The organism is Holophagales bacterium (assembly GCA_016699405.1).
Classification (GTDB): Bacteria; Acidobacteriota; Thermoanaerobaculia; order Multivoradales; family JAGPDF01; genus JAAYLR01.
In genome coordinates this window covers 3,779,621-3,792,375 of sequence record CP064972.1, presented here as the reverse complement: position 1 = coordinate 3,792,375, position 12,755 = coordinate 3,779,621, and the positions used below count along the sequence as shown (strand labels likewise).

Sequence of the window (12,755 nt, the reverse complement as noted above, 5' to 3'; positions counted from 1 at the left end):
CTCTCCATTCAGTCGACAAAGCCAAGCTCCCTGAGGTTGGCGATGATCGCGGCGTCAAGCCGCGCAGCTTCGGCCTGCTGCTCGCGCAGCATCGCGACGAGGCGCTTCATCTTCACGTCAAACGGATCCCCATCGTCCTCCGCAGCCCCGGCGCCGACGTAGCGGCCGGGAGTCAGCACGTGGCCGTGCTTGCGGATCTCCTCGAGCGTCGCGCTCTTGCAGAAGCCCGGCACGTCCTTGTACTTGCCGGCCCCGGCGTCGCCGCGCCAGGCGTGGTAGGTGCCGGCGATCTTGGCGACGTCGTCTTCGGTGAGCTCGCGATGGGTGCGGTCGACGAGAGAGCCCATCTTGCGGGCATCGAGGAAGAGCGTCTCTCCGCGGCGGTCGCGGAAAGCGAGATCCTTCGACTTCGCGCCTGCGGCGCTTCGCTCAGGATGACGTGCAGCTTTGTTGCGGGTCAGGAACCAGAGGCAGACCGGAATCTGAGTGGAGTAGAAGAGCTGGCCCGGCAGGGCGACCATGCAGTCGACGAGGTCGGCCTCGAGGATCGCCTTGCGGATCTCGCCCTCGCCCGACCGGTTCGACGACATCGAGCCGTTGGCGAGCACGAAGCCGGCGAGGCCGGTGGGGGCGAGGTGGTGGATGAAGTGCTGCACCCAGGCGAAGTTCGCGTTGCCGGCCGGCGGGACGCCGTAGACCCAGCGCTTGTCCTCCTTGAGCAGCTCGCCGCGCCAGTCGCTGTCGTTGAACGGCGGATTCGCCAGCACGTAGTCGGCCTTCAGGTCCGGGTGCTGGTCATTGTGGAAGGTGTCGCCGTGGACGATCTGCGCGTCGATGCCGCGGATCGCGAGGTTCATCTTCGCCAGGCGCCAGGTCGTGTAGTTCGACTCCTGGCCGTAGATCGAGATGTCGCCGACCTTGCCGCTGTGCGCCTCGATGAACTTCTCGCTCGAGACGAACATCCCGCCCGAGCCGCAGCAGGGGTCGTAGACCCGGCCCTTGAAGGGAGCCAGCATCTCGACCAGCACCCGCACCACGTGCGACGGCGTGTAGAACTGCCCGCCGCTCTTGCCCTCGGCGCTGGCGAAGCGCGCCAGGAAGTACTCGTAGACGCGGCCGAGGGTGTCCTTGGCGCGGTCGGCGGCGCTGCCGAGGGCGATGTCGCTCACCAGGTTGATGATCTGCCCGAGCCGCTGCTTGTCGAGGCCGAGCCGCCCGAAGTCCTTCGGCAGCACCCCCTTGAGCGAGGGGTTGTCGCGCTCGATCGCCGCCATCGCGTCGTCGACCAGCGTGCCGATCGTCGGCTGCGGCGCGTTCGCCTTGAGGTGCGCCCAGCGCGCCTCCTTCGGCACCCAGAAGATGCTCGCGGCGCGGTACTCGTCCGGATCCTCCGGGTCGGCCCCCTGCGCCCGCTGCGCGGCGAGCTCGGCGTGCTTCGCCTCGAAGGCGTCCGAGATGTACTTCAAGAAGATCAGTCCGAGGACGACGTGCTTGTACTCGGCCGCGTCCATGTTGTTGCGCAGCGCATCGGCCGCCGCCCAGAGCTTGGCTTCGAAGCCGAGCTCGGTGCCGGAGGCCTTCGTCTTGCCGCCTCTCGCCATCGTTCCCCCGTCCTTAGGGTTCGACCCCTCGTCGATAGTCGATCGGGTCGATACAGCCGTCGTAGAAAGCGCGGTCGAAGGGCAGCCAGTCCGTGCGGTTCACGCCGCGCCGGTTCGGGTAGGTCGGGCTCGTCGGAAATGCCGAGGCGAGCTTGATCCAACGCTGCTGAGCGATCGAGATCTGGCGCACCTCGTCGGCCACCTCCGAGAGGTCCTGATCCTGCGACAGGACGAGCGCGACGTCGAAGGCCGCCTCGCGCGCCAGGCGGACGATGTCGAGCGCGAGCCGCACGTCGACGCCCTTCTCCTGGCCGACGAGCACCGTCGTTGTCGCTCCGCCCGGCAGCGCCACGGTCTGGTTCCGATACTTGAGCTGGCGCGCGAAGGTCACGACACCCCGGGTTCCCATCACGGCTAGCTTCGCGGACCAGAAGTGGTTCCAGCCCGGGTGGTCCTGGGCGCTCGGGATGCCGGTGTAGAAGTAGGTGCCGGCGAGTGTCCAGCCCGCACGCTGGCAGAGCGCGGCGGCCAGCGCCGGGACATCGTAATTGGGGAAGTTGTAGCCGAAGGCCTGCTTGACGGCGTAGTAGAGGTTCTGGCCGTCGATGAAGACGACGGTGCGCTTCGTCGAGGGCTCAGTGGGCACGACCAGAACCTCCCAGAAGCACAAAACCCCGCCGGAGGCCCAGAGGGCTGATCCAGCGGGGAGCAGATGGATCCATCATCTTTGCGGAAGCGAGGCGTGTCAAGTGGCGGGACAGCGGCCGGTACGGCGCCGACTCCCTGCCGTGTGTCCGGCCCCGGGCATGGTCCTGAGCCGACACCTTTCAGATCCTCGAGCTCATGGCAGACATGCGGCCCGAAGCCTATCGTCTGAGACCCTGCTCGGCACGCCACGCGAAGGCCTCACGGTGCCGAAGCTCGCCTGGCCGGCGGAGGAACGAGCACCCGCCGCCGTCGGGGACGGCGATGCGGAAGGGGAGTGGGGCCGAGGCGGGGCTCGTCTCGACCAGGAAGTTCGTCGCCATCAGTTCTCGATCGCCGTCATGGTGATGCGCAGCCGGGCGTTCGGCGCGGCGAGGAGCTCGTCGACTTCCGCACGCGAAAGCGTGAGCCGGGCGTCGATCGGCGTCACCTTGCGCTCCTCGGCGTCGATCCGTTGCAGGCGGAGGACCTGGAGCTGCTTCTCGCCCGCGAGCAGCTCGATGGTGAGCGAAACCCAGCGGTCATACGAGGCCGGGACCGTGAGGGGCGCCGTGATCTTGAATGTGGCGCCGCGCTTGCCCTTGCCCACCGCTTCGACGGTCAACGACGCGAGAGCGACGCCGTCGATCGAAAACGGCCGCGTCCCGTAGGTCTTCACCGTGCCTTTGCCGTCCTCGGTCAGCAAGGGGGCGAACGGGAGGAGTGGCAGCGAGAGCTTGAGCGGCTGCGGAACCGGGGCGTAGGAGCGGCCCGGCACCACCTTCTCGAGCCCGATCTCGGCGCTGTCGCTGAAGCGGAAGAAGTCGGCGCACAGCTCCTGGCCGGCGAGCTGCTCGGCGGTGAAGGAGCTGGCCGCGAGGCCGATCGCCGCTTCGCTCGCGGTCTTCGCTTCGACCTGCGTGCCGCTCGCCGCGAGCGCCGGGCTCCCCTCGGAGAGCAGGCCCGCCAGGCCCCAGTTCGCCCCGTTGAAACCGCCGCGGACCTGGAGGTTCCCGGCGAGCGGAATCGAACTCCCGTCGCGCGCCAGCACGGCGCCCGCTCGCAGCACCAGAGTGCCTCCGCCGCCGACATTCGAGCCGCCGCCGGTGCCGAGCACCGAGCCGGAGGCCGGAGAGTGCCGCGCGATGACGACCTTTCCGTTCACCGTCACCTCCTCGGTCGTGCAGAGCGAGACCGGGTCGCCGGCCGAATTCGCCGCGGAGCTCACCGAGCGGACGAGCGCGAGCGGCACCGGCGTGCCGGAGGGCAGCGTCACCGCCGGCGGCGACCAGACGAGACGACGAATCGACGGCGCCGGCACGACGCGGTCGAGCAGACCCTGGCGCAGGACGATCTCCGCCTGCACCCACCGGCCCTCGATCACCGTGCCGTCGACGAGAGTGACCCGCGCATTGGCCGCCTCGTCGAGCTCCACCGAGGAGAGCGCCTCGAAGGGGGCTTCGATCCGGCCCTGCGGCGTCTCGATCGCCAGGCGTTCCCCCTGGACCTTGCCGGTCAGTGACTCGCCGCTCGTCAGCACGAGCTCGTCCGCACGCGCGGTGCCGGCACACCAGGCCAGAGCGGCGAGCGCGAGGAGGGGGGCTCTCTTGGTGGACCTTGGTCTCGTCATCTGTTGCTCCTCGGGCGTGACCTCGACCGCGTGGCTCGGGCTCGCTCCTGCTCCGTGCCGCTCTCCGTGTCTGGTCGCTCGCTCATTCGAACTTCCGCGGGTGGCGAAGCAGGGAGTAAGGCCCCCCGCCCAGGTCCTTCGCTCTGCTCAGGACGACAGGGGGAAGCGAGGCGCAGATCTCGGCCCACGGCGCTTCGGCGGATCGGCTGCAGAGGTCGCGGCGGAGGCTCTGTCCGGCGCGAGTCGGCATCGCCTTTCTTCGCCTTATCGTCGGACCTGTCACTCGACCGCCAGTCGTAGCGGCCGCATCGCACGCTAGGTCGGCGAGCGCGCGATATCGCTGGGCCCCACGGTCCATCGGCGCTAGCTGCGCGGCGGGCACGGCGTGCCTGGTCTCGGCCGCTCTCATGTCCTTGCGGGCGCATCGGCAATCGCCGAGAGCTTGGCTTCGAAGCGGAGGGGAGCGGAACCGTTGGTGGCTGGGGAGGGCTCCGAGCGTTTCGGCATGGCGGCAGTCGACGAAGTCATCGAGAGCGGTGGTGCGTTCGCCATTGCCGCGGTCCGCACGGCGACCCTCCTCCTCCCCCCACCTTCCAAGACGAACGAACCGGCCATTCCGGTCGCGTCGGGCTCGCGCTTCGAGAAGCCGAAAGAGATCGCCGCCGATGAGCGCGAGTGCGGCGCCGAGGATCACGTTCAGCACGGTGCGGCGTCTCTTGAGTGGACGATCCCTGACGAGGAGATTCCGATCAGCCTGCCTTCCGGTGCGGTTGCGCCGTCGCAGCTCGACCCTTCTGGTCTGGTGACGGTGCCGATGGGCGCGTGGGCTTCTTCAGCTTTGGCCTCGGTGACAGGGGCGAGAGAGAGGAGGCCCCCGTCGAGAGCTTCGCGCTCACGAGGCGGTTCATCGAAACCCCCTGTTCCGCCGCCTCGCGGGCGAGCTGGCGGTGGACCTCGGGGGGAATGCGGACCTTGAAGACGCCGCTGAAGGTGCGGGCAGCGAGGGGCTCGGGGACCTGGTCGCCGTCGGCGAGGAGGAGGGCGACGGCCTCCTTCGCGGCCTTCTGGATGCCGCGGAGGGCCGCTTCGGCGGTCGGGGCGAGCCAGCTCAGGCCCGAGAGCTCGGCGCAGAGGCCGAGGTACTCGCCGTCCTCGGGGGAGAAGGTCACGCGGTAGGTGTACTGCTCCCAGCTCTTCATCAGTCCTCTCCCGTCCCCAGCAGGGCGATGGCGCGGGCAACCTGGCGGCACGGATAGGGCTTGGCCATCTTGCCGGCGCGCTGGATGTTGACGAGCGCGGGGTCCCGCAGGCCGGTCTTGAAGACCAGGTGACTCGAGGCCGACGAGCGCGGCGGGCCGAAGAAGCGTTCGCAGAGCTTGCGGAGCTCCGCGAAGGTCACCGTCTCCGGGGCGCTGGTCAGCAGCGGGAGCACCTCCTCGGGGTCACGCGGCATCGCCGTCACCCGGGATGGTGTCACTATTGGCACCGCTGGGCAAGGCTGCCGGCAGGCCGTGGCCGATCGGCAGCGATGCGATGGGTGGTCTCGAGCTCGTCATGCCGGCCCCGCTCGATGGCGGCCAATCTGCTTGTACGCGCATGCCGGGCAAGCGTGGAAGCTGGGCCGGGTAGCGAGCGGCGCGGATCTCGCCGAGCAGGCTGGAGACGAACGAAGCGGCCATTCCGGTCGCGTCGGGCTCGCGGGGCGAGAAGCTCGAGGGCATCGCGGTCGCTCGTTCCGTGTGCTGCGTCCGGATACTCGCACAGGCAGACGGTGGCGGAGGCCACCCGGATGGGTCGTTGCGGCGGCGGGCGCCGTGCGCTGCCCGGAGCCGGGAAGGAGGGGGGCCCGCGCCGCGCCGCGGGAGTACCATCGATGTCGACGACGAGCTCAGGCATCCCGCGGCGGGCGATTCGGCGGCCGGAGAGCGGGTCTCTCCCCGCGGCCCGCGCCCGTGGGCCGTGGCGCCGGTGGGTGATGCCTCTGGGGAGGATGGGCCATGGCGGAAGGACGGAGTGCGACGGCGGCGGCGCCGCTGACGCGGAGGACGGCGGAGCGGATCGCGACGAGCTACCTCGAATCGCGCAACCGCGCGAATCTCGACCTGCTCGACGCGATCTACGACCCGGCGGTCGTCGTGCACGACTGCGGCGTGCCGGAGCCCCTCGGCGGGCTCGCGGCGCTCAAGGCCTACTACCGGCAGAGCCACGAGGGCATGCCCGACCTGCGCTTCGAGCTCGAGGAGCCGATCGTCGAGGGCGACCGGATGGCGCTGCGCTGGACGGCGTACGGCACCCACACGGGCAACCTGCGCGGGCTGCCGCCGACCGGCCGGGCGATGCGCTTCACGGGGACGGTGATCGACCGCGTCGTCGACGGGCGGATCGTCGAAGAGTGGGTCGACTACGACACCGCCGGCGTGCTGCTGCAGCTCGGATTCACCTTCGTGCCGCCGGGAGGTGGGGTGGGGAGCTGAGCGCCGCGCGCGCTTCCGGGGTGGGGTGGGTGGAAGCAGGTGGAAACCGGGACAGGCACCGATTCGGTGAGCGGGTGAGCTCGGAACCGGTGCCTGTCCCCCTTTGCTGGAGGGCCGGGTGCTACTTCCCCCGCACCTTGTAGGCGAGGCGGGCGAAGTAGCCGGCGCCGTTGAAGCCCATCTGGATGTTCTCCCAGCGGGCGCCGTTCTCGGTCTCGTTCGGGTCCTGCTCGGTCGGCATGGCGTCGAAGATGTTCGTGCCGCCGACGACGAGGCGGAAGCGCGCGGAGAGCTCGAAGCCGAAGTCAACGTCGGCGGTCCAGCGCGGCGCGTAGTGCTGCGGCGGGGCGGTCGGGTCGTCGAGCTGCGTCCAGGTGCCGGACTCGACGGCGCCGAAGTAGGTCAGGCGCGCTCCGGTCGACCAGCGGCCGCGGCGGCAGTCGCCGCCGAAGGTCCCCTTCCACTCGGGCGCCGAGCCCTCGACGAAGTAGCGCTCGCGGGTGTTGAAGTAGACGTCCTCCTTGCCCGCGAGGCCGGGAGCCGGGTTGATCCGCTGAACGTCTGACTTGTTGTAGTTGAGCGCCGCGAAGGTGTTCAGCTTGCCGCCGGCGAGGCTCGATCCGGCGACCGAGGGTGAAGTCCATGCCGCGCGTGCGGGTGTCGATCGCGTTGGTGAAGAAGCGCGCCTCGGCGAGGTTCTGCGCCGCGATCAGCGCGCCGATGTCCGGGTCGTCGGTGGTGAAACCGCCGGTGAGCACGATGCGGTCGTCGATGTCGATCTGGTAGAGGTCGAGCGTCAGCTCGACGTCGGCGCCCGAGGACCAGGTGCCGCCGAGCGAGTAGTTGCGCGAGGTCTCCTCCTTGAGGTCGGGGATGCCGACCCGGCGGGCGAGCTCGCTCGCGTTCGGCGCCAGCTTGACGTCGGCCGCCTCGCCGGCGATGAAGTCGGTGAAGGTCGAGCTGAAGTAGCGCTGGTGGAGCGACGGGGCGCGGAAGCCGGTCGAGGCCGAGCCGCGCAGCGTGAAGTCGCCGACGTGGTAGCCGAACGAGACCTTGCCGTTGAAGGTGCTGCCGAAGTCGCTGTAGTCCTCGCCGCGCAGCGCGAGGGGTGACGAGGAGCCGCTCGCTGGCCTGGAGCTCGGTGTCGACGTAGGCGGCGACGCTCGAGCGCGAGGCGTCGACTTCGTCGACCGGCTGGAAGCCGGGGAAGCCCTGCGAGCCGGCGTTGCCGCCGCCCGGGCCGTCGAAGTCGCCCCACGAGCCCGGCTCGCCGGCGCCGATCGAGTAGGTCTCGCGGCGGTACTCGACCCCGGCCGAGAGCCCGACGCCGCGCAGGGGGCCGGCGAAGTGGCGCGTCAGGTCGAGGTTCGTCGTGTGCTGGGTGAAGCGGAAGCCGCCGGCGTCGAAGACGGTCGGCGAGAGGCCGCCGTTCTGCGTCGCGATCGAGGCGTTCAGCGTGTGCCGGATGGTGTAGTCCATCGCGTTGCTGCCGTAGGTCGACGAGAGATCGGCCACCCATTCGCCGAAGGGGCGGCGGAAGCCGAAGGAGAGCTCGGTGTCGTCGATGTCGGTGCCGATGTCGGGGACGAAGCCGGCCGGGTACATCGCCGCCGAGTTGCGCGACGGGATGTCGTCCGAGCCGAGCCCATCGCGGAACCAGGCGCCGGCGACGCCCGTGCGCCGGTTGTAGCCGCCGTGGCCGTAGAAGGCGCCCCCCTCGCCGACCGGCAGGTCGAGGTTGAACATCGCCGTGGCGTTCTTCGTCTCGGCGTCGCCGATGCGGCGGGGCTCGCCTTCGCCGGCGCGATTGGTCTCGCCGCGCGACAGGTATTCGGCGGTGAGGTTGAGCGTGCCGCCGTTGCCCACCGCCTGGCCGTAGTAGACGGAGGCCTGGCCCATCTCGCCGTCGCCGGCGGTGTAGGCGCCCCCGGCGAGCGTCACGTCGAGGCCGGTGTCTTCGCGCAGGACGATGTTGATCACGCCGGCGATGGCGTCGGAGCCGTACTGCGCCGCGGCGCCGTCGCGCAGCACCTCGATCCGGTCGATGGCGGCGACCGGAATCGTGTTGAGGTCGGTGCCGACGTTGCCGCGCGCCCGGGTGCCGAAGATGTAGACGAGCGAGGAGGTGTGGCGCCGCTTGCCGTTGACCAGCACCAGCACCTGGTCCGGACCGAGGCCGCGCAGCGTCGCGGCGTCGACGTGGTCGCTGCCGTCGGAGCCCGACTGCCGGTTCGAGTTGAACGACGGGGCGGTGAACTGCAGGAGCTGACCGAGGTCGAGCTGGCCGGCGTCGTTGGCGAGCTCGGCGACCGGCAGCAGGTCGACCGGCACCGGGGTTTCGGTGCGCACCCGCTCGGTGCTGCGGCTGCCGACTTCGATCACCTCGGAGAAGTGGTCGTGCGGCTCCTCCTGCGCCTCCTCGTGCGGCGTGCCCGCCGGCGGGGCGGGCGTCGGCGTCGCCGCCGGTGCGGGCGCCTGGGCGACTGCCGGCGCGAGCGGCGCGACGCCGAGTGCCAGCAGGAGCGCGACGAGCCACGACCGCCGCGCTCTTCCGAGTACGATTCGATGCTCCTTGCCCACGATCGACATGGTGTTGCCTCCCCCCTCGACAGCAAGTTGTTTGGTGGCGCGGACTCTACAACGGGGGGGCGCCGGGCGTGCAGCGCCGAGTCCGCGGTGAGGGGAGTGGCCCCGCGCCGAGGACGGGACTTCCTGGGTCAGGGGCGAGTCCGGAAGGGGTTTTCGACGCGAACGCCGTCGTCGCTGCGCCCGTGGGCGAGGTCCTCGGAGAGGAGGAGGTCGCAGCCGAGCGCGCGCGGCCTCGAGCACGGCCGCATCCCGGTAGGAGAGTCGATGCCGCTCGCAGGTGGCGATCGCTGCTCGCATCACCTCCGGGGTGGTCTCCTGCACGGGGAAGCGCAGGAACGCCTCGACGAGACCGGCGGCCTGAGCGTGAGTCAGGCGGTCGCTACGCGACGGTCGGGTCGCTCGTTTCCCCTGGTGGTGACGGCGCCGCAGAGGGCGGAGCGGAGCCTTTCCGCTTCAGCCGAGCGCCGCGTGGATCCGCCGGGCGACCTCGGGGTCGTCGAGGTAGCCGGCGATGCCGTGACGGTTCTCGGTGCGGTTGCGGACGCCGCGGTAGTTCTCGATCGCCGGAGCGGGCGGATCGAGCGGGAAGTGCGTCGGGTCGAGCGGGTAGAGGGCGACGACGTCGCGTTCGTCGAGGGCGTTGAACCAGGCGCCGGCGCAGCGCGGCAGGCGCAGGGTGTCGGCGTCGGCGAGCTCGCGGCGGACCTCCTGGATGCCGAGCGGCGAGCCGAGGGTGACGAAGAGCGGCACCTTCCAGCCGGCGAGCTCGCCGGCCTGGCGCAGGAGGCGGTAGGCGACGATCGTGCCGAGCGAGTGGGCGACGACGACCATCTCGCGCTCGGCGGTGAAGGCGGCGCGGACGCCGCTCTCGATCGCTTCGCGCAGCCGCGCCTGGTGGAGATAGCGGTAGACGTCGCGGGTGAAGAGGGCGAGGCTCGCGCCGCTGGCGAAGGGGACGTAGCGGTCGAGGGCGGCCAAGAGCGCCTGCGTCCACTCCCAGTTGAGCGGCCCGCGGGTGCGGGTCGTCGCCCGAGAGCCGGCTCCCGGTTCGAGACAGGCCGCGACGGCGTCCTCGTCGAGGCCGGCGGCGCGACCTGCCTGCTCGACCACCGCGGCGAGGAACGCCTCGTCCGGCGCGCCGGCGGCGAGACCGCGGACGACGACCGGGGCGGATGCGTCCGGGGCGACGCCGTGGTCGAGGTCGCGCAAGGTATCGCCGTAGTAGGGGAAGGCGACGTCGGCGGCGTCGATCGGCAGGCGGTCGACGCCGATCCGGCGCAACCCCTCGCCGAGGGCCTCGAGCCACTCACCCTTGAGCGCGGCCGGGTCCTTGCCCTGCTGCGCGCGACCATGGACGAAGACGAGCTTGCGGTTCATCGGGGTCTCCTGGCGCGAAAGGCGCGATCGACGAGCGCGGCGCCGCGCCGGTCGACGACCGTCCACGGCGACGGCAAGCGGTGTCGGGTGAGCGCCGCGAGCACGGTCGGCAGCTCCCGGCCGCGAGCGCCAAGAAGCGCCCAGCCGGCGCTCGCCAGCGGCACGCCGGGGAACGGGTCGGCGAGGGGCCCGCCGTCGAGCAGCGCGAGATCGACGAGGCTCGCGCCGCCGAGCGCGCGCAGGCGCACCGCGATCGCGGCGACGCGTTCCTCCTCGCCGCGCTCGTGCCAGGCGTAGGCGGCGAGCAGCGCGAGCGCCGGGTCGAGCGGATCGGCCGCGGCGAGACGGGAGGCGAGCGCGGTGGAGGTCGCGTCGTCGAGTCGCAGGAGCCCGCGGCGAGCCAGCACGGACGCGGCGGCGCGCAGGTCGCGCTGCGTGTCGAGCGGGGTCGATGCGGCTCGACGGGCGGGAGCGCTGACGGCGAACGAGGCGAGCACGCACCCGTCGAAGACGAGCTCGGTGGTGCGGCCGGGGAAGACCGGCACGAGGGCGCCGTGCCCGGTGTCGACGCGCACGAGCGCCAGGGTCGGGGCGGCGAGCGACGGCGGGAGCGGCGCGAAGCTCCCGCCCGGGCGACGGCGCAGGGCGAGGCCGTCGGCGAGCCGGGCGCCGGCGAGACGCGCGCCGTGCACCCGCACGCCGGCGCTCGCCGCGAGTGGCCAGGCGCGCTCGTCCGCGGCGAGGGCGAGGGCTTCGGCGCGGAGCGCCCGCGCCAGCCGCGCCGCCGCGTCGACCTCCGGCCGCGGCGGTCGACGGCGGCGGGCCGGCTGGGGTGCGGGCTGCGGTGCGGGCTGGCCCGACGCTCCACTCGACTCTCCGCTCAAGGCGTCGGCGAAGAAGGCACGCGCGACCGCCGGGGCGCTCGGAGGTTCAGCGGAGGCCGCGGTGCCCTTGCGTGCCCGGCGCGCCGCGGCGGCGCGCGGAAGCGTGGCGAGTCGCGAGATCCAGCGCCGGCGCGAGGTGATGATCGCGTCGGGGGTCTGCTCGAGCGTCAGCGGCAGCCCGGCCTCGGTGAGTCGCGCCGGAACCCGCGCGGCGAGCGTGTCGGCGAGCGGCCAGGGGAAGACCGCGTGATACGGCTCGCCTTCGCCCGGGACGATCTCCTCGACGGCGTCGCGAAAGCGCCCTTCGAGCGCCTCGAGAAGGACGGCGGAGTAGACGGCGCGGTACGGGGCGTGGGGCTCCCCGGGTGCTCGTACTTCGAGCGCCGGCTCGCCGAGCAGCGTGGCGAAGAACTGGTCGACGGCGCGGCTCGGCACGCCGCCGGCGGGCGCGGCGAAGAGCTCGCCGGGGCGCAGCCCCTGATGGGCCACGCTCGTCGCGGCGGTGCGGCAGGCGTCGGAGAAGAAGACGACGTGGCGCACCGCGCCGTAGCGCGCCTTCTCGACGCTGCCGGCGAGATGGACCGCCTCGTTCGGGTTGCGCGCCGCCGCCGAGAGGAGCCAGACCTCGCTGCCGTGGACGTAGAGGCCGTGCCCGGAAAAGTAGACGAAGAGCTGTTCGGGGTCGCCGGCGAGGAGCGACTCGACGGCGGAGAAGACGCGGGCGAAGGTGACCGGCTCGTGTCGATCGGTGAGCGTGGCGATCGCCGCGGCGTCGATCTTCTGGCTCCGCACCGCCCAGGCGGCGAGGCGCTCGGCCGCTTCGATCGCGTCGGCGAGCGGTGGCAACCCCTTCGCCCTGCCGACGCCGATGAAGACCCCCGCTCGTTTCACCTCGCGGTCCTCCGCTCGCGCTTCGCGCGGCTCGCCCCGGCGGAGCGGACGCCCGCGACGCACGACCTCTCGCGAGCGGCCGGCCCGTCACCTCGATGGACAGCGCGGCGATCGTCTCACACCCGCTGCCGACCTGGGGTGGTCGACGCGGCGACGCGCAGGATCCCGTGGCTCGGTGCCGCGGAGGGAAGGGAACGGTGGGCGAAGGTCGAGGGGCCGCTCCGGCGGCTCAGGCGGCTTCGCGCAGCATGACGAGGAGCATGCGGGTCGGCTCGGTGGCGTCGAGGGCGTGCGGTACGCCGGCCGGCATGCGCACGACCGTCCCGGGAGTGGCGCGGACGGCGGTGCCGCCGATGGTGAGTTCGAGGGCGCCGTCGAGCACGAGCACCAGGGCGTCGAACGGCGCGGTGTGCTCCGAGAGTCCCTGGCCGGCGTCGAACGCGAAGAGCGTCAGGTTGCCGCCTCCGGTCTTGGCGAGGACCCGGCTGGCGATGCCCTGCGGCGTCGGGGTGACGAGCGAGGCGAGCCGGAGGGCCTCGGCGGGAGCAAGGTGTGGAGGAGTCTGGGACATCGTGGGGTCTCCGCGTCAGGCGCAGCCGCGAGCGTCGGATGTCTGGCGCGTCCG

The 12,755-nt window shown here is 71.7% G+C and carries 10 protein-coding genes and 1 pseudogene; 1 reads left to right on the top strand and 10 read right to left on the bottom strand.

All coding sequences use genetic code 11. The features are described 5' to 3' along the window. Window positions 1-8 precede the first annotated feature (8 nt). The 6 genes from IPJ17_15775 to IPJ17_15750 form a co-directional block, all read right to left on the bottom strand. The gene (locus IPJ17_15775; GenBank protein QQR72934.1) at window positions 9-1,601 is read right to left on the bottom strand and encodes an SAM-dependent DNA methyltransferase; all 1,593 of its coding nucleotides are present in this window, start codon (window positions 1,599-1,601) and stop codon (window positions 9-11) included. Between the two features lie 13 nt (window positions 1,602-1,614). Beyond that, a complete protein-coding gene (locus IPJ17_15770; protein QQR72933.1) occupies window positions 1,615-2,247 on the bottom strand; it encodes an NYN domain-containing protein in 633 nt (210 codons plus the stop codon). Window positions 2,248-2,628: 381 nt separating this feature from the next. Continuing rightward, window positions 2,629-3,915 (bottom strand): hypothetical protein, encoded by a 1,287-nt coding sequence (locus IPJ17_15765; GenBank protein QQR72932.1) that lies wholly within the window; start codon window positions 3,913-3,915, stop codon window positions 2,629-2,631. 749 nt (window positions 3,916-4,664) lie between these two features. Next, window positions 4,665-5,114 carry a toxin-antitoxin system HicB family antitoxin gene (locus IPJ17_15760; GenBank protein ID QQR72931.1) on the bottom strand — a complete coding sequence of 150 codons (450 nt, stop codon included), beginning with the start codon at window positions 5,112-5,114 and terminating at the stop codon, window positions 4,665-4,667. Continuing rightward, window positions 5,114-5,368: a toxin HicA gene (locus IPJ17_15755; protein ID QQR72930.1), complete on the bottom strand. Its 255-nt coding sequence runs from the start codon at window positions 5,366-5,368 to the stop codon at window positions 5,114-5,116. The genes IPJ17_15760 and IPJ17_15755 overlap by 1 nt, the downstream gene beginning before the upstream one ends. Then, window positions 5,358-5,636, bottom strand: a complete 279-nt coding sequence (locus tag IPJ17_15750; protein QQR72929.1) for a hypothetical protein — start codon at window positions 5,634-5,636, stop codon at window positions 5,358-5,360. The genes IPJ17_15755 and IPJ17_15750 overlap by 11 nt, the downstream gene beginning before the upstream one ends. Before the next feature lie 276 nt (window positions 5,637-5,912). Here IPJ17_15750 and IPJ17_15745 point away from each other — a divergent pair, with 276 nt between their 5' ends. Beyond that, on the top strand, window positions 5,913-6,389 hold the full coding sequence (locus IPJ17_15745; GenBank protein QQR72928.1) for an ester cyclase: 477 nt from the start codon (window positions 5,913-5,915) through the stop codon (window positions 6,387-6,389). Window positions 6,390-6,510: 121 nt separating this feature from the next. Here IPJ17_15745 and IPJ17_15740 read toward each other — a convergent pair. The 4 genes and pseudogenes from IPJ17_15740 to IPJ17_15725 all read right to left on the bottom strand — a co-directional run bounded on the left by IPJ17_15740 (window position 6,511) and on the right by IPJ17_15725 (window position 12,701). Further along, a pseudogene (locus IPJ17_15740) lies at window positions 6,511-8,978 on the bottom strand (TonB-dependent receptor). A gap of 453 nt (window positions 8,979-9,431) precedes the next feature. Next, window positions 9,432-10,355 (bottom strand): alpha/beta hydrolase, encoded by a 924-nt coding sequence (locus IPJ17_15735; protein QQR72927.1) that lies wholly within the window; start codon window positions 10,353-10,355, stop codon window positions 9,432-9,434. Then, entirely contained in the window at window positions 10,352-12,130 is a 1,779-nt protein-coding gene (locus IPJ17_15730; GenBank protein ID QQR72926.1) for a hypothetical protein, read from the bottom strand. Before IPJ17_15730 ends, IPJ17_15735 begins: the two co-directional genes overlap by 4 nt. 229 nt (window positions 12,131-12,359) lie before the next feature. Beyond that, a complete protein-coding gene (locus IPJ17_15725; GenBank protein QQR72925.1) occupies window positions 12,360-12,701 on the bottom strand; it encodes a cupin domain-containing protein in 342 nt (113 codons plus the stop codon). Window positions 12,702-12,755 lie beyond the last annotated feature (54 nt).

Bases quoted from the DNA above. Each gene is read 5' to 3' on its own strand.
- IPJ17_15775 (QQR72934.1), bottom strand. From the start codon at position 1,601: ATGGCGAGAGGCGGCAAGACGAAGGCCTCCGGCACCGAGCTCGGCTTC.
- IPJ17_15765 (QQR72932.1), bottom strand. From the start codon at position 3,915: ATGACGAGACCAAGGTCCACCAAGAGAGCCCCCCTCCTCGCGCTCGCC.
- IPJ17_15760 (QQR72931.1), bottom strand. From the start codon at position 5,114: ATGAAGAGCTGGGAGCAGTACACCTACCGCGTGACCTTCTCCCCCGAG.
- IPJ17_15755 (QQR72930.1), bottom strand. From the start codon at position 5,368: ATGCCGCGTGACCCCGAGGAGGTGCTCCCGCTGCTGACCAGCGCCCCG.
- IPJ17_15750 (QQR72929.1), bottom strand. From the start codon at position 5,636: ATGCCCTCGAGCTTCTCGCCCCGCGAGCCCGACGCGACCGGAATGGCC.
- IPJ17_15745 (QQR72928.1), top strand. From the start codon at position 5,913: ATGGCGGAAGGACGGAGTGCGACGGCGGCGGCGCCGCTGACGCGGAGG.
- IPJ17_15735 (QQR72927.1), bottom strand. From the start codon at position 10,355: ATGAACCGCAAGCTCGTCTTCGTCCATGGTCGCGCGCAGCAGGGCAAG.
- IPJ17_15725 (QQR72925.1), bottom strand. From the start codon at position 12,701: ATGTCCCAGACTCCTCCACACCTTGCTCCCGCCGAGGCCCTCCGGCTC.